This window comes from Chitinophagales bacterium (genome assembly GCA_040877935.1).
Lineage (GTDB): Bacteria > Bacteroidota > Bacteroidia > Chitinophagales > CAIOSU01 > JBBDNB01.
On sequence record JBBDNB010000003.1, the window covers coordinates 1 to 23,603 of the forward strand.

The 23,603-nt window shown below is 39.6% G+C and carries 29 protein-coding genes; 5 read left to right on the forward strand and 24 right to left on the reverse strand.

The window, feature by feature from the left end:
* The 3 genes from WD048_00925 to WD048_00935 form a co-directional block, all read right to left on the reverse strand.
* Nucleotides 1-511: thrombospondin type-1 domain-containing protein (locus WD048_00925; GenBank protein ID MEX0810745.1), on the reverse strand; the 511-nt coding region annotated here is incomplete at its 3' end.
* Between the two features lie 271 nt (nt 512-782).
* On the reverse strand, nt 783-1,169 hold the full coding sequence (locus tag WD048_00930; protein ID MEX0810746.1) for a VOC family protein: 387 nt from the start codon (nt 1,167-1,169) through the stop codon (nt 783-785).
* Between the two features lie 39 nt (nt 1,170-1,208).
* Complete coding sequence (locus WD048_00935) at nt 1,209-1,778, reverse strand: 3'-5' exonuclease (protein MEX0810747.1); 570 nt, start codon at nt 1,776-1,778, stop codon at nt 1,209-1,211.
* 374 nt (nt 1,779-2,152) lie between these two features.
* Between WD048_00935 and WD048_00940 the strand changes: the two genes are divergently transcribed.
* Nucleotides 2,153-3,283, forward strand: coding sequence for a Fic family protein (locus WD048_00940; GenBank protein MEX0810748.1), 1,131 nt, complete (start codon nt 2,153-2,155; stop codon nt 3,281-3,283).
* Nucleotides 3,284-3,467: 184 nt separating this feature from the next.
* Here WD048_00940 and mnhG read toward each other — a convergent pair whose 3' ends face one another.
* The 9 genes from mnhG to WD048_00985 form a co-directional block, all read right to left on the reverse strand.
* A complete protein-coding gene (gene mnhG, locus WD048_00945) occupies nt 3,468-3,839 on the reverse strand; it encodes a monovalent cation/H(+) antiporter subunit G (GenBank protein ID MEX0810749.1) in 372 nt (123 codons plus the stop codon).
* Nucleotides 3,832-4,107, reverse strand: a complete 276-nt coding sequence (locus tag WD048_00950; GenBank protein ID MEX0810750.1) for a monovalent cation/H+ antiporter complex subunit F — start codon at nt 4,105-4,107, stop codon at nt 3,832-3,834. The genes mnhG and WD048_00950 overlap by 8 nt, the downstream gene beginning before the upstream one ends.
* Entirely contained in the window at nt 4,104-4,595 is a 492-nt protein-coding gene (locus WD048_00955) for a Na+/H+ antiporter subunit E (protein ID MEX0810751.1), read from the reverse strand. Before WD048_00955 ends, WD048_00950 begins: the two co-directional genes overlap by 4 nt.
* 119 nt (nt 4,596-4,714) lie before the next feature.
* Complete coding sequence (locus tag WD048_00960) at nt 4,715-6,226, reverse strand: proton-conducting transporter membrane subunit (GenBank protein ID MEX0810752.1); 1,512 nt, start codon at nt 6,224-6,226, stop codon at nt 4,715-4,717.
* Between the two features lie 3 nt (nt 6,227-6,229).
* Entirely contained in the window at nt 6,230-6,568 is a 339-nt protein-coding gene (locus tag WD048_00965) for an NADH-quinone oxidoreductase subunit K (protein MEX0810753.1), read from the reverse strand.
* Between the two features lie 3 nt (nt 6,569-6,571).
* Nucleotides 6,572-6,982: a Na+/H+ antiporter subunit B gene (locus WD048_00970; protein ID MEX0810754.1), complete on the reverse strand. Its 411-nt coding sequence runs from the start codon at nt 6,980-6,982 to the stop codon at nt 6,572-6,574.
* Nucleotides 6,979-9,282, reverse strand: a complete 2,304-nt coding sequence (gene mbhE / locus WD048_00975; GenBank protein ID MEX0810755.1) for a hydrogen gas-evolving membrane-bound hydrogenase subunit E — start codon at nt 9,280-9,282, stop codon at nt 6,979-6,981. Before mbhE ends, WD048_00970 begins: the two co-directional genes overlap by 4 nt.
* A gap of 160 nt (nt 9,283-9,442) precedes the next feature.
* Nucleotides 9,443-10,207 carry an Abi-alpha family protein gene (locus tag WD048_00980; protein ID MEX0810756.1) on the reverse strand — a complete coding sequence of 255 codons (765 nt, stop codon included), beginning with the start codon at nt 10,205-10,207 and terminating at the stop codon, nt 9,443-9,445.
* 160 nt (nt 10,208-10,367) lie between these two features.
* A complete protein-coding gene (locus tag WD048_00985; protein MEX0810757.1) occupies nt 10,368-10,847 on the reverse strand; it encodes a hypothetical protein in 480 nt (159 codons plus the stop codon).
* A gap of 506 nt (nt 10,848-11,353) precedes the next feature.
* Between WD048_00985 and WD048_00990 the strand changes: the two genes are divergently transcribed.
* A complete protein-coding gene (locus tag WD048_00990) occupies nt 11,354-11,659 on the forward strand; it encodes a helix-turn-helix transcriptional regulator (protein ID MEX0810758.1) in 306 nt (101 codons plus the stop codon).
* A gap of 285 nt (nt 11,660-11,944) precedes the next feature.
* On the opposite strand, the gene WD048_00995 is transcribed toward WD048_00990, so the two are convergent.
* The 4 genes from WD048_00995 to WD048_01010 all read right to left on the reverse strand — a co-directional run bounded on the left by WD048_00995 (nt 11,945) and on the right by WD048_01010 (nt 14,433).
* Nucleotides 11,945-12,505, reverse strand: a complete 561-nt coding sequence (locus WD048_00995) for a Fic/DOC family protein (protein MEX0810759.1) — start codon at nt 12,503-12,505, stop codon at nt 11,945-11,947.
* Nucleotides 12,502-13,419 carry an ORF6N domain-containing protein gene (locus tag WD048_01000; protein ID MEX0810760.1) on the reverse strand — a complete coding sequence of 306 codons (918 nt, stop codon included), beginning with the start codon at nt 13,417-13,419 and terminating at the stop codon, nt 12,502-12,504. Before WD048_01000 ends, WD048_00995 begins: the two co-directional genes overlap by 4 nt.
* Before the next feature lie 57 nt (nt 13,420-13,476).
* Nucleotides 13,477-13,644, reverse strand: coding sequence for a hypothetical protein (locus WD048_01005; GenBank protein MEX0810761.1), 168 nt, complete (start codon nt 13,642-13,644; stop codon nt 13,477-13,479).
* A gap of 228 nt (nt 13,645-13,872) precedes the next feature.
* On the reverse strand, nt 13,873-14,433 hold the full coding sequence (locus WD048_01010) for a class I SAM-dependent methyltransferase (GenBank protein MEX0810762.1): 561 nt from the start codon (nt 14,431-14,433) through the stop codon (nt 13,873-13,875).
* Nucleotides 14,434-14,474: 41 nt separating this feature from the next.
* Between WD048_01010 and WD048_01015 the strand changes: the two genes are divergently transcribed.
* Nucleotides 14,475-15,614: a T9SS type A sorting domain-containing protein gene (locus WD048_01015; GenBank protein ID MEX0810763.1), complete on the forward strand. Its 1,140-nt coding sequence runs from the start codon at nt 14,475-14,477 to the stop codon at nt 15,612-15,614.
* 10 nt (nt 15,615-15,624) lie between these two features.
* On the opposite strand, the gene WD048_01020 is transcribed toward WD048_01015, so the two are convergent.
* The 7 genes from WD048_01020 to WD048_01050 all read right to left on the reverse strand — a co-directional run bounded on the left by WD048_01020 (nt 15,625) and on the right by WD048_01050 (nt 20,826).
* Entirely contained in the window at nt 15,625-15,948 is a 324-nt protein-coding gene (locus WD048_01020) for a nucleotidyltransferase domain-containing protein (GenBank protein ID MEX0810764.1), read from the reverse strand.
* A gap of 61 nt (nt 15,949-16,009) precedes the next feature.
* Entirely contained in the window at nt 16,010-16,627 is a 618-nt protein-coding gene (locus tag WD048_01025) for a hypothetical protein (protein ID MEX0810765.1), read from the reverse strand.
* A 3-nt stretch (nt 16,628-16,630) separates the two neighbouring features.
* Nucleotides 16,631-17,092 carry a hypothetical protein gene (locus tag WD048_01030; GenBank protein ID MEX0810766.1) on the reverse strand — a complete coding sequence of 154 codons (462 nt, stop codon included), beginning with the start codon at nt 17,090-17,092 and terminating at the stop codon, nt 16,631-16,633.
* A complete protein-coding gene (locus WD048_01035; protein MEX0810767.1) occupies nt 17,092-18,054 on the reverse strand; it encodes a hypothetical protein in 963 nt (320 codons plus the stop codon). The genes WD048_01030 and WD048_01035 overlap by 1 nt, the downstream gene beginning before the upstream one ends.
* Before the next feature lie 23 nt (nt 18,055-18,077).
* Nucleotides 18,078-19,403 (reverse strand): hypothetical protein, encoded by a 1,326-nt coding sequence (locus tag WD048_01040; GenBank protein ID MEX0810768.1) that lies wholly within the window; start codon nt 19,401-19,403, stop codon nt 18,078-18,080.
* Between the two features lie 3 nt (nt 19,404-19,406).
* Nucleotides 19,407-19,934, reverse strand: coding sequence for a hypothetical protein (locus WD048_01045; GenBank protein ID MEX0810769.1), 528 nt, complete (start codon nt 19,932-19,934; stop codon nt 19,407-19,409).
* Complete coding sequence (locus WD048_01050) at nt 19,918-20,826, reverse strand: hypothetical protein (GenBank protein MEX0810770.1); 909 nt, start codon at nt 20,824-20,826, stop codon at nt 19,918-19,920. Before WD048_01050 ends, WD048_01045 begins: the two co-directional genes overlap by 17 nt.
* Nucleotides 20,827-20,976: 150 nt before the next feature.
* Here WD048_01050 and WD048_01055 point away from each other — a divergent pair, with 150 nt between their 5' ends.
* Both WD048_01055 and WD048_01060 read left to right on the forward strand, forming a co-directional pair.
* A complete protein-coding gene (locus WD048_01055) occupies nt 20,977-21,768 on the forward strand; it encodes an SDR family oxidoreductase (protein ID MEX0810771.1) in 792 nt (263 codons plus the stop codon).
* Nucleotides 21,769-21,854: 86 nt separating this feature from the next.
* Nucleotides 21,855-22,193 (forward strand): phage holin family protein, encoded by a 339-nt coding sequence (locus WD048_01060; protein MEX0810772.1) that lies wholly within the window; start codon nt 21,855-21,857, stop codon nt 22,191-22,193.
* A 12-nt stretch (nt 22,194-22,205) separates the two neighbouring features.
* On the opposite strand, the gene WD048_01065 is transcribed toward WD048_01060, so the two are convergent.
* Complete coding sequence (locus tag WD048_01065; protein MEX0810773.1) at nt 22,206-23,498, reverse strand: ATP-binding protein; 1,293 nt, start codon at nt 23,496-23,498, stop codon at nt 22,206-22,208.
* Nucleotides 23,499-23,603: the final 105 nt, after the last annotated feature.

Consider the following 23,603-nt stretch of genomic DNA (forward strand, 5'->3'; position numbering starts at 1 on the left):
GTTTAGGGTCATTGCACTCCGCATCAGACACCACATTTCCATCGCAATCAACACATTGTACCTGACGGGTTTGAACGCCTCCGCCACATTGTTCGGAACATTCAGAAAAGGCACCTGTCAGCCAAGAATTTTCACAGCAAGGTTCAGTATTACAAGCCTGTGTTTCGGCTGGTTTAGGGTCATTGCACTCCGCATCAGACACCACATTTCCATCGCAATCAACACACTGTACCTGACGGGCTTGAACGCCTCCGCCACACTTTACTGAACAAGAGGAGTATGAACCCGTTTGCCATGTGTTATCACAAGCTACCTGCCCTATAAAAGAACCTGCTCCGGTACTATTGGTATTGCTCACTACTAATGTAGCTGCTTTTGTTTGCCCTGATATTATCAAATTTATTATAAGTACCAGTAAAAAAACTTTCTTTAAGAACCTTGACAGATCAATTACGGATAATTTCGCACTTGAATCCACATAATTTGAAATTGAAAAATACCTGGCTTTCATATAAGTGTTGTTTGAAGTGTGGAGTAATTAGATTTATACCTAAAATATAAAATTCCACACCATCAAACAAAATATTGTAGATTATTATTTTTTAAGACAGGGGTGTACATTAGAAAATTCCTTCTCCTTGCAGTAGGCACAACAGCGAGGAACCACTTCAAAATCAGGCATCTCGTTGCCTCTTTAAAAGTATGTAAACTCAAAAACACACAGAATACCCATGATACATGAACAACATGGGGTTAGTATAATAAATTATATGAAATGAGTTTTAGCTCATCGAATGCAAAGCCAGCCTATTGCCTTCGGAATCGGTGAACACACACATGTAGCCGTGTTCTGGAGAAATTTGCTTTTTAGGTACCTGAACCGAACCCCCGGCAGCTTCAACTCGATCCTGAAAGACCTGTAAATCGGGTTCGGCACTCATGTACACCAACGGCCCATTTTGCCCCGGTTTGTAAAAATCAGGATGTTGGCAAAGCGCACAGCCTACATCCTTGTGCGGAAAAACACCCATTTTGAGTTCGCCCAGATCCATAGCGTGAATTTCGGTATCAAAAACTGTTTCATAGAAATTTTTGGCACGTTCAAAATCCAAGACCGGAATTTCAAACCACTGTGTCCATGATTTTTGGTTTGCTACTGAGTCTTTCATACTAATTAATTTTTAGCGAAATACAAATCTAACAAATGATTATATTTTTCCAAGCCTTTTCAATTCCCAGAAACATTTTGCAGTGGCATTGATATCGGCAGCGGCATTGTGGGCTTCCTCAAAATCACTTCCAAAAAGTTTGTAGTGCAATTCTGAAAGTTTGGGCCATTTGAACCCATAACGACCGGGAATGCGGCAAAAGTCTGTGCTTTTGTGCATGGTGCAGATTTTTGGTTTTTTGGCAGTGATGTCCTCCATTTGGTGCCTCAAAAATTCCGAGCCCATAATTTTCTCGTCAAAGCTGATATTGTGCGCCACCAAAAATTTTGACTCATCAATAAAGTCATGAAATTCTTCCAAAACACCTTGAATTTCAACGCCTTCATCCAACGCTCTTTCGGTTGTAATTCCATGTACCCGTGCCGCATCATTGGGTATTGTAAACCCATCGGGTCTGATGATATAGTCACCGCCCTCGATTTTATTGCCCGCATCGTCATACAACAGAAAAGCCAATTGCACGAGCCGTGGCCAGTTGTTCAAATCGCTAACAGGTGCTTTCCAGCTTCTGGGCAACCCAGTGGTTTCGGTATCGAAAAAAAGGTACATTTTGTGGTGAATTTGGTGTTTTTCAAAGATAATGGAATGTTGTGAATCTGTAAGAATAGTAGGGGGTTACTTTTTTTTATGAAAAGTTAAATTGAAACTGTCATCAGACCGTAACAAAGTGGAATGAAGAATCTGGTTGGTTTAAGGAAATTGCCACTATCCCCAATGCTGGCGCAATGAGGAGCAGGCAATGAGCAAAACCCGCTTGTGCCTTTGTTGGTAAAAATTTTGAAGCAGGGCATGCATCAACTTTATTAAAACTTTAATAGCGCAATCCATTAATTAAGATTTTGGCCAAAATCTTAATTAGCGAATATCCTTAGTTAAGTTTTTTGAATTTTTCTTAACTTAGACAAAAATTAGTTAAGCAAATCATGAAAAACTTTATATCTGGTACTTACATCAATCAGGGATATTACAAAGCTTTTATTCCAGAGAAAATCAATCGAAAGTGGGAACTTAGCGATATGGAAGTAATTCAGCTATTGAGCCAAGCTGATCGACAATTGGGGAGGTTGGACATGTATTCCGAGTATGTAAATATTGATCTGTACATAAGTATGCACATAGCCAAAGAAGCGACACAATCCTCTCGCATTGAAGGTACACAGACGAAAATGGAAGAGGCTTTTATGAAAGAAAAAAACATCCAACAGGAATACAGGGATGACTGGCAGGAGGTGCAAAATTACATAGCTGCAATGAACGAAGCCATATTGTTACTGCATCGACTGCCCTTTTCAAGTCGCTTAATCCGTCAAACACACAAAGTATTGATGCAGGGTGTGCGTGGAGTCCATAAAATGCCAGGTGAGTTCAGGAGCAGTCAAAACTGGATTGGAGGAGCTACCTTGAACGATGCCATATTTATACCTCCCCCCCATTCACAAATTCACGACCTGATGAGCGATCTGGAGAAGTTTGCTCACAATTTAAACACACAATTGCCTGATTTGATTAAGATTGCTATTATGCATTATCAGTTTGAAACCATTCACCCTTTTTTGGATGGAAATGGGCGTATTGGCCGATTGATTAACACGCTTTACCTTGTCAGCAAAGGAATACTAAAACAACCTATATTATATCTTTCCGATTTTTTTGAGCGACACCGTCAATTGTATTATGACAATCTAATGCACGTTCGTAAAAGTAATGACATAAACCAATGGCTAAAATTCTTTTTAACCGGTATTATTGAAACTGCCAAGCAGGGCATCGATACATTTAATGGTATTCTGCAATTGCAGAAAAATATTGAAAACCAATTGAAATCATTTGGAAGCAGGGCATCTGACGGATTTAAAATAATTCAATACCTCTACTCACACCCAATTATTGATGTAGCCAAAGCGACAGAAATAATAGACAAAACAAATGTTAGTGCCTATAAAGTGATTGCCGAACTTGAGAAAAGTAAAATAATAAAGGAAATTACCGGAGCGCAAAGAGGGAAAGTGTATTTATTCAAAGATTATGTTGATTTATTTCAAAATCAAAAATAATTTAATTGAAACTATCATTTATACCGTAGCAAAGCGAAGGGAAGAAACTGGTTGGTTTTATAAGACACTATCTTAGCCCCCGCTAGCACCCCACAAGTATTAATTTGGTCAGCCTCAAGCTGTTAAATGAATTCATACTATGGCTCGGAGTCATAGTGTGAATGGCTACAAACCAAAAAAATCATTACTTAGACTTACTCCGCTTTTCTTCCTCCGCCTTTTCCTCCTTCTCCACCTCTTCCTTGTACTCATCCTTAATGGTCTTTTTCCAAAGCGGCATTTTCAGAAGATATGCTTCCCTGCCAATCAAATGGGAAGAAACGGGCGTAGTGAGCAACAAAAAGAAAACTACCAAAACGGCATTGATGACCACTGGAAGGGTATTGAAATAAATACAACAACCCAGCATAATCAATCCGATCTTAAAGGTAACGGCCTTGGTAACAGCCGACATGCGCGTGTAAATATCCGGCAAACGAAACAGACCCAGCGATGCCATAAACATCAAAAAAACACCTAGGTAAACCAATACCAAACAAATTATTTCGCTAATCATCTTTCCTCCTGTATCTGATATAATATGAAAAAGCAACTATGGCAAAAAAACCGATCAATGCCAGTACCACCGCTATATCCAAAAACATGGGACTGTCCGTAATCATGGCGTAGATGCCAATGACCCCGATCAAATTGGCCGTCATCAAATCAAAAGTAACCACCCTGTCAATAAAAGAAGGACCAATGATGAAGCGCACCATCGTAATGAAAAACGCTACGATCAAAGCCAAAAGGGCTACCAGTAAAAGTATTTGAAAATAAGTCATCTCGTAATTGCCAATATTCGTTTTTCAAATCCATTCTTGATTTCCCACTTAGCAGCTTCAATATCCCCTTTTGGTACATTGATGGTGTGGAAATACAAAAACTTTTTATCGGGACTGATGTCCAGCGTAAGCGTGCCCGGAGTTAATGTTATCAAATTCGCCAGCAGCGCAATTTCCAAATCGCTTTTCAAATCCAGCGGCAGTGCCAAAACAGCCGATTCAAACTGTAATCCGGGTGTAATGACATAATAGATAATTTCCAAATTGGACAAGATCAATTCTTTTGTAAAATAGAAAAACAACAAAATGGAATTGAAAAACTGCCTGAAATATTTGCGGCTGTATAGCACACTGCTCAGCCAAAGCAAAAACAATATTCCCAGGTAAAAGCAAAACTCCACAATACCAGAATACTGCCCTGCAATCTGTTCGTGAAGCAGCAAACTGAGTAGAATCGTAATGGCTATATGTGCAAAAAATATTTTCATCTCATTTTATTTGGAACGCACCTGCCTGTCGGCAAAGGCAGGGATTACGCAGATACTTATAATGCATTGTGATTTTTTCTGCGATTATCATAACAATCAGCGTCATCAGTGTTCCATTTTTATTTCGATAATACCATTTCAATATATAAACTTTGATTCATCAATTGTTCTGCTGCAATCATGGCATATTTCATCAATGGTGCAGAGTGAAATCCAATAAACAAAGTTGCAGCAGCCATAATTACAATGGGCAGCAACATCGGCCAATAGGTCTTGAACAAAGCCGCTTCTCCCCCAACCCGATCTACCGCTGTTTCACCCGGATCTTTTTTCCAAAAGGCATTGTTCCAGATTTTCGTCATGGAATAAAGCGTTAAAATCCCGGTTATCAAAGCAATGGCAACGGCAAAATAAGCCTCTGTTTCAAAACCCGCTTTTATTAAAATAAATTTAGCCCAAAATCCAGACAAGGGCGGCAAGCCGGCAAGGGAAAATGCAGGAATCAAAAACAATAAAGAGAGCAGTGGAAAATGTCTGTAAAGCCCACCAATTTCGTCCAAAACAGAACTGCCCTTGATTTTTTCAACCACACCCGCAATCAAAAATAAATTGGTTTTCACTATGATGTGGTGGATGATGTAAAACACCGTGCCCGCAATGGCAAAGGGCGTAAACAGCGCAATGCCCAAAACCATGTAGCCAATTTGGCTGATGATATGAAAAGACAGAATCTTGCGCATACTCCCCATAGAAACCGCGCCCAAAACACCGCTCAGCATGGTTAGCAATGCAGCTACCAGCAAAATAGTATGGGTATAATCAATGTCCTGCACAAAAATAAGCGTGAAAAAACGCAGTAAAGTATAAACACCAACTTTGGTGAGCAATCCGGCAAAAATTGCAGAAACAGCAATGGGCGGAGTGGGGTATGAAGCGGGCAACCAGAAATACACGGGGAACATGGCCGACTTAATGGCAAATGGCAGCAAAAACAGCATGGCCGCAACGGTAATCAGAGGATCGCTGCTGTTTTCCCTAAAATACAATGCCACGTCCGCCATATTCAAACTGCCCGTGAGCCCATACACCATGGCCACGCCTATCAACAAAAATGAAGAGGCAATGAAACTGAGCAGCATATATTTTACGCTCCCGATCAATTGTTGCTTGCCATTTCCCAACGCCAACAATACAAAGGAGGCGATCAACATGACCTCAAACCACACATACAAATTGAAAATATCCCCGGCAATAAATGCTCCGTTCACTCCCATTAGCAAAAAATGGAAAAAGGTAAAAAACCCAAATTCCTTGCGCCTTTCATCTATATTTTGAAAGGAATAAATATTTGCCATCAAACCCACAAAAGCAGAAATGCCCACCATCAGTGCGGCCAACATATCAGAAACCAGGGCGATGCCATAGGGCAATTCCCAGCCCGCAATATTCAAGACGATTATTTCGTGCGTTTCCGTTTGATCTATTAGAAAAACAGCAGCAGCTACTAATGACAAGCTACCAATAAGGGAAACCACATGCTGCGCCCTTGTATTTTTGCGCAAAAACAAACAGAGCACTGCCGTTAAAAACGGAAGGAGTATGGGCAATAAAAGGGCAGCTTGAATGTGCATCGATTATCTTTTCAAGTCATCTATTTGGTCAATATCCGGCATGTCATATACTTTTTTGAAAAGCACGAGCGCAAATGCCTGAATGCCGAAACCAATCACCAAGGCCGTTAAAATCAATGCCTGAGGAACGGGATCTGCAAATTCGGTATTGGGCAATAAACCGTTTTCATTGATAAAAGCCGCTTTGTCCCTTACCACGCGCCCTGCCACAAAAATGAACATGGCCGTAGCATTGCCCATGAGCACAATGCCAATAATCAATTTCACAAAATCTCGATGCAAGAGCATATACACAGCCGCTGCAAATAACAATCCCACCAATATGGACAATAGAAATTCCATCTTTCAATCGTTTTCAATATTTGGAAAAATAATCAAGAGCACGATGCCCAATACCACTACATAAACCCCAATATCAAATAGAAAAGGCGTACCGAGCTTGGGGATGAAGGGAATTTCCCAATCCAGCCAAATACCTTTCAAAAATATTTCACCTTTAAAAACTGCAATCATTCCACTGGCAAAAGCAATCAACAATCCCGATGCAGTGATAGCAAAGGGATTCAGGTGCAATCTATTATTGACATAATCGACTCCCCGGGCAAAGGCATACAGCACAATGGCCGCTCCGGCAGTCAATCCGCCCACGAATCCACCGCCCGGTAAATTGTGTCCCCGAAACAACAAATAAATCGAGAACAGGCACATTACCGGAACAATCCATCTTGCAGTTGCCGTAAGAATAAATGAGTTCACGCGCTTTGTTTTTTTGGTTTTTTGGAAAAATTCACAATGGCAAATACACCCAATGCCGCAATGGCCAATACCGTTATTTCACCAAAAGTATCTATGGACCTGAAATCTACCAGAATCACATTTACAATATTTTTTCCTTTTGCCAATGTATAACTGTTTTCGGCATAAAAATCCTTCAATTTAGAATCCAATGGATTATAAGTGATGGCCAGCAAAATAAAGGTAACCAATGCACCCACTCCCAATGAAATGAACATGTCCCTGATTTTTATAAAACTCGATTTTTGAATGACATTTACTGGCAAGGTGTGCAAAATCAAGACAAACAAAGTGATGGTGAGCGCATCTATCAAGAAAAAGGTGATGGCCAAATCAGGCGCGCCTGCCTCTAAAAACACAATGGAAATTACAATGCCAACAATGCCCAAAGAAAGCAAAGACCCAATTTTGGATTTGACCTTAACGGTAAGAAATAGTGCCAACAGAATGATTACGCCTAGCACCACCTCAAAGACATAAATGTCTATTGCAGCATAATTGATCCTAATTCCCGCTTTGTAGAAAAAGGTAAAACCTGTCAAAAGCAGGACAGAAAGCAGTGTGAACACTACATAATAGCGCAAACGGCCATTTTGAATCGTCTTGGTCTGCCAATCTGCAAAACTGAGCATTCCCGAAACGGCATGGTCATAAATTCTAGAAGGTGCAATGGCATTTAGGAATGCAATTTTTTTATTGGTATTAAATTTTAATTGCAAAAAATAAAGCCCCCCTCCCAATAATATGGAGAGCAAGCTGAGGAGAAAAGCCGTATTGATTCCATGCCACAATGCCAGGTGTTTTTCTGGCAAATTTCCATCCAGGCTCTGCGCTGCTCCCGAAATCAAATGGGACAAAAGATTGGGAAACAATCCGAAAAACAAGCCCAAGGCCGCAACCAGCATTGGCGCAGCATAAAGCAAAAAGGAAGCCTTGCTAATATTTTCACTGGAAGCACCCTGCTTTTTGAAAAAAGTTTTGTGCGTAAGCATCAACAATAGCGCTACAAACAGTGCCCCGGTGAGCAATAATGCAATGGTAATTAGCAATGACTGAGCCGGAGCCGACAGCGTCATTTCCAATAACATTTCCTTGGCTATAAATCCAAAAAAGGGCAAAATTCCGCCCAAGGACAATGCTGCCAATAAAATGAGTGCAAATACAATAGGCAGTTTTTTGTATAAATCAACAGGTAATTCGCTAATAAGCCTTGTGCCACTTTGTTTGTCAACAATTCCGGCCAGCATAAACAAGGCGGATTTGTATAGGGCATGTGCCAAAATATAAGCCATTCCGGCATAAATGGCGGCCTTTGTGCCAATGCCAAAAGAAAGCACCATTATGCCCAATGCACTGATGGTGGAATAAGCCAGGATTTTCTTCAGATCATCGGAGCGGAAAGCCATGATGGCACCTGTGAGCATGGTCAATGTTCCGAAAGTGGTCAAAATCAGCGACCATTCAAAAGTGTCGCCCAAAACGGGGAAAAAGCGCGCTACAAAATACACGCCTGCCTTTACCATAGTAGCAGAATGCAAATAAGCACTAACGGGCGTGGGCGCGGCCATAGCATTAGGCAGCCAAAAATGAAAGGGCACCTGTGCCGATTTGGTAAATGCCCCTGTCAATACGCAAAGCAGTATGGGCAAATACAATTTGTGCTTGACAATTGAATCCTGATACTGCGCCAATTCCGAAATATTGTATTCGCCAGTAACCACGCCCAGCAAAACCAAGCCAGCCAACAGTGCCAGACCTCCTGCCGCAGTTACCAGCAAACCCTGCAATGCTGCATAACGGGCACTTTCCTTTTCGTGGTTGTAGCCAATCAGCATAAAGGATGTGATGCTGGTCATTTCCCAAAAAACAATTATGCTCAGCAGATTATCGGCCAAGACCAAGCCCAGCATAGAGGCCATAAAAACCGTAAGGAATATGAAAAAGCGACTGTAATGCTCCGTAACTTTCATATAATAAGCCGCATAGAAATAGATCAATGTGCCAATGCCGGTAATGAGCAGGGCAAACAAAAGGCTAAGCCCATCTAAGTAAAAATCCAGGCGCAGGTTAAAGTAGCTGTTCCATTCCAGGGAGCTGCGCAGTGGCTCGTCCAACACCCCGCCAAAATACTGTGCCATAAACCAGCCAAAAGCCGACAGTGGCAAGAGCGCAAGCAGATAAGCCGTCTTGTTGCCCAATATGCGGTGCAATAGCGGAATGCAAAGTGCAGTAAGTAAAATGACGAGCAGAATTACTATCATCGAGCTTGATTAGTATTGATGCAGCAAATGTATGGAATTCAGAATTTAGGCAGTGCCTGTGGGTGGGAATAATTGTTTGGAGGGGGGATTGGTTAGTTTGTTAATGGTTGAAGCTTTTGTTTTGTTTTGTTTTGCTGGAAATGTGGGCAAGGCTCAGGTTTTATTCAGGTTTGCATTGTTTAATAAAATAATTTCCAAATACTGTTAGATGAAAATCATCAGAACTCATATAGTTGGCGGATAAATCTAAATTCAAGTCAACAGTTGGGTCAACTTTGTCATTATCAAAATCAGCTGAAGTTGAGCCGTCTTCAATATCAATTTGAGGTTCTTCATATCGAAGAAGTCCAAGGGACTCCAAATTGTCAACGTATATTTTAGTAAATTCTTCACTTAACTCAAACTCTGCTTTTACAGCATCAAAACTTATCAGAATATCCGATACATTTATATCGCCTTCAGTAAATTTAAAATTTTTGCTATCTAATAATCTAGCTAATTTCAATTGCCGATTTATATAAAAATCTTCATGGATAAAATCTAAAATTTTGGCTTCCAATGATGATAAAGAAGAAAGTGTGTTTATCAATCTTGGTTCTATTCCACTCTCAGGTGTTGTTGCAATATTTGCTATAAGATTTGCCCATTTATCTTGCAAATTCTCATCTTCTTCGACTGATGATTTTTCTATTAAAGGCACTAAAGTTTTAAGATTTAATTCTCTCGGCTCAAGACCATTTTTATCAAGTAACTCTCTTGATTTGTTAAAGATTTTTACTTGATTTTTTAATCTTCTATATCTTACATTATCAGCAAATAGTTCACCAAATTCAGTTATCGAAGGTCCCAATAATTTGGACATAAACTTTTCCAATTTGCCCAATATTTGTGCTGGTAGATTTAGGCTTTCAATAATTTCTTTCATTCGGTGTATCGTTTGTCTTAAATATCACACAACATGTCGCAGCTAAGAAACGTGGGGCTTTTCGAAGCTCTTTCTTGTCTACCTGTGACAAAGGTAGCCACGAAGAACGAATCTTGCGGAAACCATCGACCGTTTCTTGTTTTCTTAACTACTGTTGTGCTTAGTTTATTCTCAATATTTGATTATTTAATTCGCTCAAGAAGCTTAAAATATTTTGTCCAAATTCCCTCTTTACTGATTGGTTTTCAGGATTATTTAAATTACCCGAGTTGATTGTAGTGGTAATTCTTTCAAGTTGCTCATTTAAATAACGAGTCTCTAAAATACTTTTATTTCTTAAATAAAAATCTCTTGCGTTCGCTGCGTAAAAGTCAATTATGAATTGAACGGCTTTAGTTCCATCGTTCGGATTATCATATTTTATTATATATAATTTATGTTCAAATTTTCTATACTCATCCAAAAATGATTCTTTCTTTTCAAGAAAGTTTGAAACACTTGCCTTGACCAGTAGTTCTTTTCTAAGCTCTTCAAATTTTTTTCGGCTTTTTGCCAGTGAATATATTCCAGAAAAACCCGAGATTATTAAGGAAACAATCCCTGCTACAATTGCAGCTATTACCGTTGGATTTTCAAACATAGATTTGCTATTTTATTTATAATAACTTTACGGAAGTTAATTCAAAGTATTACACGATAAAGATAATGGAATATTGAAATATTCTAAATCAAGCCGTCCATAGCCACCGCTTGCGTTCCCGATTAGAAATACGGGAAAGGCTCTGCGAGTGTTAAGTTAGTCAGCCTCCGGCTGTAGGTTGAAATATTTTGCGGGACGCAATTCAAATTCTCGCTCGCTAGAAGCGGAGCGAGGGCATCGGCTAAACGCATTTTGCCTACAGTAGTATGGAATTTCAACTGGGTAGTGGCACTAACCACAGCAAAATCATGTGCTTTGCCTTGCTGAAAATCCGTTCAAGTAGAGCTTGATTTTTAATTGTGAAAGTTTCCTTTTAATTCAACTTTTTGATAGTTTTATATGTATTAATCATGACAAAGCTGAGATTGAAAAAGCCATTCAAATTAGAGCTGATTATTTTGACCTATAAAATTTGCAAAAATGAAATCCAATAGAAAAAGATGATAATGATGACCATTGATGAACTCAAAGATAGAGACATAGGAAAAGTAGGAACACCTGAACGAGAGAAATACGAATTTGACCTAAAGATGGAGGTGCTTGGGCGTATGGTTAAATCGGTAAGAAAGGAGCGCCATTTAACACAAGAACAATTGGGCAGATTAATTGGTGTTCAGAAATCCCAAATATCGAAGTTGGAGCGGAACACTAAAAACGTAACTATTGAAACCATTTTAAAAGTGTTCGGTGCATTAAAAGCAAATGTGAAATTCAGTGTTGAACTAAACCAAAATGAATTCAAGGTTGCCTGAAAATTGAAACAATTTGCTTTAGCACCGTGTCAAAATAGCTTAGGATAATTGGCCAGCCTCCGGCTGTATATTGAAATATTTTGCGGTACGCAATTCAAATTCTCGCTTCCCGTATCAAAGGTCGGGAAAGCGGAGCGAGAGCAGTGAAAACCTTCTAAGTAAAAACTGTTTAAAAGTGGTCGGACAACTTAAAGTCGTCCACTAATGCATACAATACCACAGCAAAAATCATGCGCTTGCGCGCAAGTGGAACTTCATAACAAAGTCCCAATGCACAATCCGGGTTTAACTTTCACCATCATCATCTTTTTCGTAGCCTTCGTAATAATAGGATTGTTCTATGCCCTTGAATATAACGTTATGGTCGTCTGTTTTGTCCGTTAAGTGGGCAGCGAGTAATGTGCGCAATTCCAAATCATTTATAGGGCTGCGCTCCATAGCCTGCAAGTAGAGTGTTTTGTCCACATACTGCCAGTTCACCACTTTTTTCAATCTTTTTTTCAAAATCATATCTAACCATATACGCATTGTTCTGCCGTTGCCTTCCAAAAATGGGTGGGCAATATTCATTTCTACATATTTGGCAATAATATCTTCAAAGGTGTTTTCGGGCATTTGCTCCACTTTTATCAAAGCTTCCTTCAGATATAAAGCCGTAGCAAAACGGAAACCACCTTTTGAGATGTTTTGGGTGCGTATTTTTCCGGCAAAATCATATAAGTCGTCAAAGAGGTACCGGTGTATTTGTTGCAAGCCTTTAGTGGTACCCACTTCTATTTTATCAATATCGCCTGTTTCAAACAATCGGTAGGCTTTTTCGAGGCTTTTTTTATCTATGTTTTTCATATCAGTTCCGAAATTGAGTTTATAATACTTTGCACAGATGCTTTCTCCATTTTAGAAAAGGCAAACCACTTCTTGCCCAAATCCTTGAGCGATGCACCGAGGTGATATACTTCTTTTCCATCAATAATCAAAAAACGATCGTGGCTTTTATTGAAAGTCTTCGCTTCAAAATGGCTGTATTGTTCGTTGGCTTTTTTAATATCTAGTGTCAATTGTTTACTTGCCTGCCCTGAGCCTGTCGAAGGGGTTTTGCAGAGTAACAAAACTTTAACACCCTTTTTCTTTTTCGCTAAATGGGTAATGGTGCTTTCGTTTATGTAATTATCAATTAGCACAATGTTTTCTTTGGCCGAACGAATAATTTTAGAGGCCAATTCATAGGCATCAAATACTTGTCCGTCAAAAAATACGCCTTGAGTGGGGATATCATCTTTCTTTTCCAGGGCTTTGAACACTTGCTCAAATTTTTGATCGGTTTGGAGTTGGGATTTAAGCTGTTTTTGCTCAAGATTATCTAAACGATTCCAAAGGCCAATATTAGATGCAATCACTCTTCGCATTTCTACAAATGCATTTATCACTTTAATACTAACTTGAATGGCTGTTTTGCTGCGCAAAATAGCAGATAGCATCGCTACGCCCTGTTCGGTAAATACGTACGGATTTGTAGTAGAATGTTTTAGTGTTTCAAACCGGTCACAAATTGTGACCAGTTCTTCTTTTTCATTTTTATTCAACTTAAACCTAAATGATTCAGGGAAACGATCAGCATTCCGTTTGACGGCTTGATTCAGTACTTTTGTTTCAACCTGATATAATTCAGCAAGATCTCGGTCGATCATAACCTGAAGATTCCTGAAAACAAAAATCCTGTTTTCAATTTGTTTTTGTGATATGACTTCTGCTTTACTCAAGTCCAATTGGGTTTAATCTATATCAAGTAAATATATCAATATATTTTATGACAGTGGTTATTCCAAGGGAAAACAGTAAAAAAACACTCCCGTCATTCCACAAATTTTTTCTTTCTGTCCCGATTTATTTGAGTCGGGAGAATCTCCATCTACGAAAGTGGGCAGCGATACTTTTGTTGACTTAGATGTTTGAAAACGCACAAGATGGCTGATGCGCTGTGCCATACGCGTCAAATCTTGCACGAGCTGTGGGGGGCAATTCAAATCCTCGCTCGCTAGAAGCGGAGCGAGGGCAGGGAAAACCTGAACCTGAAACGATTAGCTCAAATCTATGTCTGCAAAACTTTCAAAATTGGCACGTAAAATTCTTTTCGAGAAGCTTGCACGCATTCGCTATGCAAATGAGCTAATCCTTCAAGGTTTTCAAAACCTTGAAGGATTAAGTGGTCGTGGTCAACTCAACAAATACACATTCTGCCTGAAAAACAATGCTGTGCTTTTGCTCTGTACAAACTCCACCTTACAATCAAATTCCTGGAAATAAGCCATCCACTGCTCGTGTGATCTATTGCTATGCGGATGTCCCTGCCATTCCCAATTCACCAGGCTGTCCATCCAAAAAGTTACTTGTTTTTGAAGGGCATTGCCATACACATCTTCCATGATCAAAACCTGCCGGGCTGCCCGCAATGCCTCACTTATGAGTTCTTTTTGTGCAGTGGTGTGGTGCAAAACCGTGATTAATAAAGCCGTATCGAAAGTATTGTCCGCAAAAGGCAATTTTTTACCGTCAAAAACAAGGGGTTTTATTTGCTCAAAAGCAGATTTGTCCTGTATGTCCAGGGGGGTTACATCAAATCCTTCCTGCATCAGTTTCAGGGAAAAACCACCATTGCCGCAGCCTATGTCGAGAACTTTTGAGCCTTTGATAAAAGGCTTTAAACGCTTGAATTTTAAATCTACCCTGGGCGGAATGGTTTTTTGGAGGAACTTATTTAATAATGTGTTTTTCACAATGCAAAATTGTTTAAATTCATCCAAAAAATAGATTAGTCATGCATTTATCCAAATTGATTTTACCGGTTTTCATGTTTGTTGTTTCTACGGGTTTTGCTCAAAACACCATTTACGATACCATTCGCCACGATAACCTGGACAGAAATTACATTCTTTATGTGCCTCAAATTTATAACAGCAGCGAGGCAGTGCCGCTTGTTTTAAACTTACACGGTTATACTCGTAATGCCGGGCTACAAATGAGCTCTGGTGATTTTCGCCCCATTGCCGATACGGCCAATTTCATCATTGCCCATCCCAATGGAACAAAAGATCAGGGAGGTGCTCCGTTTTGGGAAGTCGGGCTCTTTGGAGGCACTTCCGGAATTGACGACCTGGGGTTTTTGGAGGCTTTGGTCGATACATTAATGGAGCAGTACAGTATTGATCCCGATAAAATATTTTCTACAGGCATGTCCAATGGCGGATTTATGAGCCTGAAACTGGCCTGTGAAAGCGAAAAGTTTTCAGCAGTAGCTTCCGTAACCGGCTCTATGACTACCCCAATGGAAAATTCCTGCAATCCATCTGCTCCCATTCCGGTGATGCAAATTCATGGAACAGCAGATAGCGTAGTTCAATATCTGGGCCGTCCGGGTATTTTGCCTATTGACTCTGTAATCGCTTATTGGATAAGACACAACAATTGTGACAAAACACCTGAAAAATCAAATATTCCCGACCTTGATCCCAATGACGGCACTACCAGCGAAAGATTTGTCTATGCCAATGGAGAAAATGGCAGTTCAGTGGAACTGATAAAAGTAGAAAATGGCGAGCACAGTTGGCCGGGTTCCTCCAACCCGATATTTACCACATCGATGGATTTTAGTGCCAGTGCGGAAATCTGGCGCTTTTTCAGTGTTGGCAATCCCAAAACCACTTCTATTCCTTCTGTTAATTCTGCTCAAAGCGGCATCCGAGTTTTCCCGAACCCCAGTTCAGGTTTTCTGAAAATCCAATCGAAATTTGAAACCGTTTCAAATATTGAAATTTATGACATTATCGGAAATCTTCAGCTTGCAGAGCAATTTACGGGCAATACCACATTGGATCTTTCAGAGCTTGCTGCCGGGACTTATTTTGTATTGATTGAAAATAATGGGGAAAGGTTTTTTGAGCGGGTTTTGGTGAAATGAAAACATTTGATCAATTTGGGTAAACACGAGTTCCTCTTGATTTGACATCATTTATTAATGGGGAAAAATAACCTTTATTAAATGACTTTTCTCCAATTAAAAACGGTTCAATTTTCGTATTAACTTTTCTTGTTAAACTCCAGATTTTACCTATGATCTTGTCATCATTTTCATTGTACAAATTGGATACAAGCATTACATCTATGTCACTATCAATATTTGCAGTATCTTCTGCATAACTTCCGTATAGAAAAGCTTTTACAACGGAAATACCTTCTTTATTTAAGACCTCAATATATTTTTTCAATAATGCTATAGCTTCTTCCTTAGCCATTCTGCTAATTGTTTTGAGTTTCTTTCCAATAACATATAAAAATATAACATACCCAACTTACTCACTCCCGCACCACCCCCGAAAAATAACTGATCTTTTTTAATACGGGATTGCCCGAAGTCCTGCGAAAGGATACTATCTGCCCGGTATGGCCAATGGCATCAGTGAGCATCCCATTAATGAGGTTCCAAAAGGGTTTTTCCGTAATCTCCTCCCCTTTTTTGAATTGAACGGAAAAATCTTCCAGGCTACCTGCCTGGCTGGCTTTCAAAAGGTCACTTGCCAATTTTAAATTTTGAAGCGTCCGGTTTCGCATTTCATCAAAAGTCATTTCAGGCGATTCAACAGCCCGGTCTGTAGGTGTTTTTTCTGCTGTGTTTTTAATCACTACAACAAGCTCGTAAATATGCTCAAGTGTTTCGGAAGTTGAGCGGGCTTCGGGCGTTGGGCGGTAATCCATATCTTCACTCCGCAATCCTTCCGTAGCCCAATAATAACGAAAACCCAATGCGTCAATCATTCTGGCAGCAACATTTTCGGGCGTGTATTTTTCAGGTGCTGCCGGCAATTCTGAATAATAATCGATTGCTTTCATTTGATCTGCTTTTTCATCCTGGGCAAAAAGGTTTTCCGCTTGAAAAAAAACAACAATACTGATCAATAAAAATGAGAAATACATGGCTTATTTTTTTATCGTCAATTCACCGCTTTTAACTTCATTGCTCCAGTTGCCCGCCCTGTCTTTTATTTTTATGGCAAAGGTGGCCTTTTCTTCCGAGACTGATTGATTCTCCAAAATCACATTTTTCAAGGTCACCTGAAATGTACCCTGAATGCTGATGGCTGTATCTACCGGTGAAAGGGGCGGGATATGAAATCCCTGTTCCAGCGGAAAACGCTCATCAGTAATCCACAAAGACAATGAGTCGCCAGACTGAAAACCCAGGTCGCCATCGCCATCCTGGTAAAAAATAGTAAAAACCACTGAGTCAAACTGCTGAATGCTTTTGGGATTAAAATCCTGTAGTTCAATATAGGGTGTTTCGGGTATTTCCCCTTTAGGATTTTCATTGTCATCGGGCTCTTTCCCGCAGGATTGCAAAACAAATAGGATCAAAAAAAACACAAAGATTCTGTACATCATCAATAAACTATAAATGAATAAAGTGGCGCATAATACCCGGGGGCATTTTTGCTCGGAATGGTAGAAAGTCCGTTCTGTTGCGCATTTTTAGCCTGAATCCTGAAATAAACAATATCTCCCTTGTCAAACTGTGATGTGTTGATTGTCAGGTCATAAAAATAGGGCAGCTCAAGCGTCTCATTTAAAAAATAGGGCCCCATAAAAGGGGTGAAGGAAAAGTTAAGATTGAGACTGCTTGCATTGTTAAAAAGATAAGGATCATTTACAGAAAAAAGCATTTTTGCCTCTGTAAGATTTAGCGGGGCTTCAAAATCCCCCTCAGGACTTAAATTATAGAGGCCGGCATAAAATTTTAGATTTTCACCCTGTGGCACATAAAAAGGATAAACTTGCACCTCCTTATAACGGATGGTATCTACCCTGTAATTTGCCTGATCGGGCAAATAGGCCAAATAACCAAAAGCATTGGTCTTGTAGGCAGGCCATTGTGGCACACTGCCCTCAATATTTTTTGCCCCCTGCTGAATCCATTTGGCAATGGTTTTTATTTCTTTTTGCCCCAACACATCATACAGCGGCATTCGCCCCAGTACAGGGTCATCAGTGGTAATGCGCTCATAGAGCCAGGAAGAAGTACTATCGCCAGGGTTTACCCGAACCGAAAAACTTTGTTGGGCATCATTTTTCAATACAGGATGCAATACCAAACTGTTATAACTGCTGCTCACGGTTCTGAAATCGGGTTCAAAACTTCCATCATGACAGGCAGGAATGGCACATTTCAGAGAGAAAATATAAGTGTGCAATCCTAAAATTGAAGCAGAGTCCAAGTCCAACTCTTCCGGTAAATCGGAGTTGGGATCAACCGCATCATAGGGATTATTTACCTCAACATCGGGTTCTATACGCTCCACTTCTTCTTTGCCGCATTGTGTCAAAACACAAAGCAGTAGAAATGCCATCGCATATTTTAAGCTGTTTTTTATCATAAGAATGCTTCATTTAAAACCCTTCCCTGGAGCAAACCGCCCGGAACAGCATTGTCAAAACCGAGAATATGCGCAATAGTAGGCACAATATCTACGCTTTCTCCAACTGGATTTGCAGTACTGCCAACAATATTATTCTGTTTGACCACTCCGGGAGGACCGGCTATCAATGCAAAAAGTCTTCTGGAGTTCTCATCGCTTGTATGATCATATGCACGCAAACCATTGTCATCATAAATACTGTTCGAGTCGAGATTTCTGCCATGTTCAGGCATACAAATCATAATGGTATCATTGGCCATTTTGGGATGCGACTGGATTTTATCCCACAACCAACCCACACCATAATCTGCTTTGTGCAAGAAATTAAGGTATTGTGAAAAATTGCTGTGGCAAATATCCAGATTGAATGTATTGATCACTGTCAATTCAGATGCAAATTCCCGCAGTACCAACCAGGAAGCCATAATATTGATCAGGTCACCTGTGAGCCCATTGCTTAAATTGCCAGGCGTTGGATAATCAACCTGAATGCTTTGGTCGAAAATACCATTGATAAAGTTTTTGATTTTTTCGCGGTCTTCCAAGCTATTGCTAACACCCTGAATTCCGGCAGCATTTTTATCAAAGTTTTTATCCAAAAAAGATTTCACTTTATAAATGCGCTCTACATCATCGGGCTGGTAGGATTTTGCATTGGCAAAATTGGTCCCGACCCCGCTGAAGGTAGTGCCTGCATGCAGGTAATTGGCTCCGTATTGCGCGCCATATTCCGGATGCCGGCTATAATTCAAAGATGGATAAGGCCCCAAACCCTCTGACAGCCACCAGGCATTCAAAGCGCTTTTTGCAGGATCTGAATGCTTTCTGTAATATTCAAAAAGTGTGGGATACTGTGGATTGACATTCAGGTTCAGGCCGGTTTCGGTATAGTTGCCCGTCATGGCTACGGTATGTCCATTGTAGTGTCCCGTTGGACCTGATTTGTAGCGTAACTCCGGAAATAAAGTTCCCTGTTGCGAAAGTGTAGTATTCAACACAGGATTCCACCTGGTATAAACCTGGTTGGAAGAAGGCGCTGCCCCGTTGAGCATATTTTCCATCACATTGCCCTGTGTAGGCAATCCCTGGTGTGCAAGATAAGCCTGCTCTACCGATTCCTGATTGCGAATTCCTCCGCCAAAAAGCACAAACACCACATGATTGGCCAGACGATTTCCGGTAGCAGCAAACAATCTTCCGCTGGGCAAAATATAGGGTAACATTAGCGTTCCTGCGGTAGCAATTGATGCTTTTTTTATGAAATTTCTTCTCTTAATCATATCTTAATAAAATTGATACTCATTGGACAATACAAATCCCATATAAATCAATTCAGGGGTCATTTCCGAATCATCTTCAATCAGGCTGACCATGTATTCTTTTTCATAAGCTGTAGGCTTTCTCAATAAAAAGCGGATATAGGTTTCTTCTACAAAAGCCTCCACATCCTGGCGCATCAACTGCTCGGTGGGAATCAATACACTGGGCATATTCATGTAGCTGCTCAGCAACAGCTCAGTAGCCATTTGTTTGTCGCCCTGTGCAGTAAAAAGCACTGAAAGTTCATTCAGATTGTTTCCTGAAATACCGGTAGAAAAAAGATCGCGATAGAGAATTGAAATGTATTGGGGACTGCTCTTTTGCTTGTTTTTATTTGCACTGCTTTCATACAGATTCAATGTATCGAGTTCAAAAACAGTGTTTTCGTAATTGACATTTTCTATTACTTTTTTCTTGCAGGAAGGCAAAAGTAAAAGTGCCAAAAACAAGAACAAAAGGCTATTTCTGAATATTTTATTCAAATCCTGCATATTCATCAGTGCTTAAAATAAAAGTTTGTACCGGACGGATATCGCCCTGATCCTTCAATATCGGCAATAGTGTTTCTAATTCTGAGGCATTTGCATTTCTCGCCAATAAAAAATCAAATTGCAATTGCACAATACCCTGATAAAATGCTTCACTATGCATAAAAATTTCCATGAAATCATCTTTGGTATTGCCATTTTCTAAAAACAGTATTGCAAGGTCACCATCAACCATAGCTTTTCCGTTTTGCAATTCATATTGTGTAGGAAGTCTCCCGGCAAGGTTTTCAAATGTGGCGATCACAAAATTTTCTGTACCCATATTGATCTCGTCATAAAAATCATTGTTGACCATGCGTGTATAAAATTCTGATACATCAATATTTTCATTTCTAAGTTCTGCTGCTGCATCGCGCAAAAGTTGCAGTTTGATGTTCTCTTTTTCAAGCAATTGGGCTTCCAGGGTATCTCCGTTTGCATATTGTAAATAAATGACGTATTCTAATTCAGAAATCTGGGTGTCAATAATAGCGTAATTTATTGCTTCCAGCATATTGGCACTGTTCCATTCAAAAAAACGATCGTAGTAACGCATATCGCCCATAAAATTTGCGGCCATTACCGCCCTGCTGCTGTCGGACAATTCTTCTTCTATCAGAAAATCCATCCATTGCGAAAATTCCGCTTCTGTGGGCTGTTCACCTAACAGGTCAATTTTTGTTTTATTGATATAGTTTTTGATCTGCAAGCCCGTCACACCACTGTATGAAGGAACAGGGTTTCCCTTAAGGATCAAATCCTCATAAACTTCCTTCTTTTCCTCTTTTGCACAGGAGCCTAAGAGCATCAATACGCCAACAAAAAACCACAATGATTTACCAAGTTTCTGAAACATAGATTATTACTAAGCTTAAAAGCTAATTCAATACATATAAAATAGAATTCCTAAATCAGATTATTATTGTACACAATGCGCTGTATTTTCAGAATTCCCTAAAATTCCATTATTTTTCCACTAAAATAAATAACATTATCATACTTTTCTATGAACCCTATATTTTCAAAAGATACTTTTAAGGGCAAAACCGTATTTGTAAGTGGTGGCGGCAGTGGCATTGGAAAATCCATAGCCCATCAATTCCTGATTTCCGGAGCACGCGTAATCATTGCCTCCAGGAAACAAGAAAGAGTGAATAAAACCCGCGATGAACTTTCAACCTATGGAGAATGCCACGCTTTTCAATTGGATATTCGCCAGCCAGAAGCTATAGAGGGCGTAATCGATAAAATAAAAGAAAAAAATTGGCAGGTAGATATTTTGATCAACAATGCGGGTGGGCAATTTCCCTCCCCTGCCGAAAGCATCAGCCCCAATGGATGGAATGCAGTGATCAATACCAATTTGAACGGTACTTTTTTTATGAGCCAACAATTTGCCAATGCCTTTTTTATTCCAAATAAATCAGGGAAAATCGTCAATATTATCGCCAATATTTTCAGGGGATTTCCCGGCATGGCGCATACCGGTGCTGCTCGTGCAGGGGTAGATAACCTCAGCAAAACACTGGCTGTGGAATGGGCACGCTACAAAATCCGCGTAAATGCCATTGCTCCTGGCATTATCCAATCCACTGGCCTGGAACAATATCCCCCTGATTTTCTGAAAGGCATTAGTTCTAAAATCCCTTTGAAACGCCTGGGCGAAATTCAGGAAGTGGCTTACCTGGCATTATTTATGGCTTCTCCTTTTTCAGAATTCATGACCGGGCAAACCGTGTACCTGGATGGCGGACAAAGCTTGTGGGGCGATATGTGGGAAATACCGGATGAAGATTAATTGATTTGAAAATGAATATAGATACTTGACATTAAAATTTTGTACATTCAGATGTATTATTTCCAAACCCAAAACACCAAAAGCACATGGCATTTATCATCAAACTATTAATTTCAGCAGTGGCCGTCTATTTGTCTGCCTTATTGCTGCCCGGCATCCACGTCACCGGTTTTTTAGCAGCTATAATCGTTGCACTGATCCTGGCATTGCTCAATACTTTTTTGAAACCTGTCTTGGTTGTATTTACCATTCCACTTACGGTTTTTACATTGGGTATATTTCTACTTTTTATCAATGGCTTTGTGATTATGCTGGCACATTGGATGCTCGATGAATTCACAGTAGATTCGATATGGTGGGCCATAGCTTTTTCATTGATTCAAACTTTCCTCAATACACTTCTGGCGAGTTTGGTGCAGGAGTAATTGGATTTAATTTTACAAGTCGTTTATTGTTTCGATAGCATATAAAGGTAAATTTGTCAGCCAATCTTCCTGCCTGTATTTATTCATAGATGTTCTTACAACTGAGCCTGGTGTATATTTTTGTACATACGATTTCAGGCTTTTTGATTTTAGGTTTTCTTCGGCCTTTACCTCTATTGGGATGATTTCATTTTCATGCTGGACCAAAAAATCTATTTCGGCTTTAGCATTGGAAGCAACCCAATAATACAATTCGTGAGCTGTTATTAATTGCTGGCAGACATACTGTTCGGTTAATGCTCCTTTGTACTCTTTTAGAATCCTGTTTTTTTCCAGCAATATTTTTGAATTCAAATTTGCCATGGCATTCAGCAAACCAATATCTACCAAAAATAACTTAAAGGCATCAAAATCAGCATAGGCATTAAGGGGCATGGCTGGCTGATTTACCCGACTAACTTTTAAAACTACCCCTGCGTTGACCAACCAATTTATGGCTGATTCAAAATCCTTGACCCTGGAGCCTTTTTTTATCTGCCCATAAATGAATTTCTTGTTTTCTTTAGCAAGTTGTCCAATTAACGACTGCCAAACCAAACGGATTCTTGGCACAATTTCATAAGGAGCATGCTTTGCAAAATCATTTTCATAACCTAAAATTATTTTTTTTTGAATACTCCGCACTTCATCTAAATCCTTGTCATTTATATAGCTCTGTACGGCCTCGGGCATGCCTCCAATGAAATAATACAACCTCAAGAGTTCTACCAGCTTATTGTGAAAGCTTTGTAAAACAGACCAATTTTTATTTTTCAATTCCTTGAGCAGTTGAGCTTCATCGTTATTCTCCAAAAATTCAAAGAAACTCATTGGATACATTTCTAAAAAATCCACCTTTCCGACCGGAAATGAATTCTTATTCTGCAAGGAAACACCAAGTAAGGAACCTGCTGCTATGATGTAGTATTGAGGGGCTTGCTCATAAAAATATTTCAAAGCAGTCAATCCCTTTTCGGCCTCTTGCACCTCATCCAATATTATTAAGCTGTTATCGGGATCGATTTTCACATTGGTTTCAATTTCAAAAACCGCAATAATTCGTTCTATATTAAAATCAGTAGTAAAAACATCTTTTATTCTCTCACTGCTTTCAAAATTAAGATATACAACCTGATCAAATTCAGCATTACCAAATTCCTTTATAAGCCAAGTTTTACCAACTTGTCTTGCCCCCTGCAGAATCAGTGGTTTTCTGTTTTTCGAAACTTTCCACTTTTCTAATTTCTTTAAGACTGTTCTTTTCATATACCTTTAAACATTTTCTCAACAACAATAATACACTTTTAAGAACGAAAAAGTGTACAGTTTAACATTTTTAGGAACGAAAAAGTGTAGTAAAGCACATTTTTA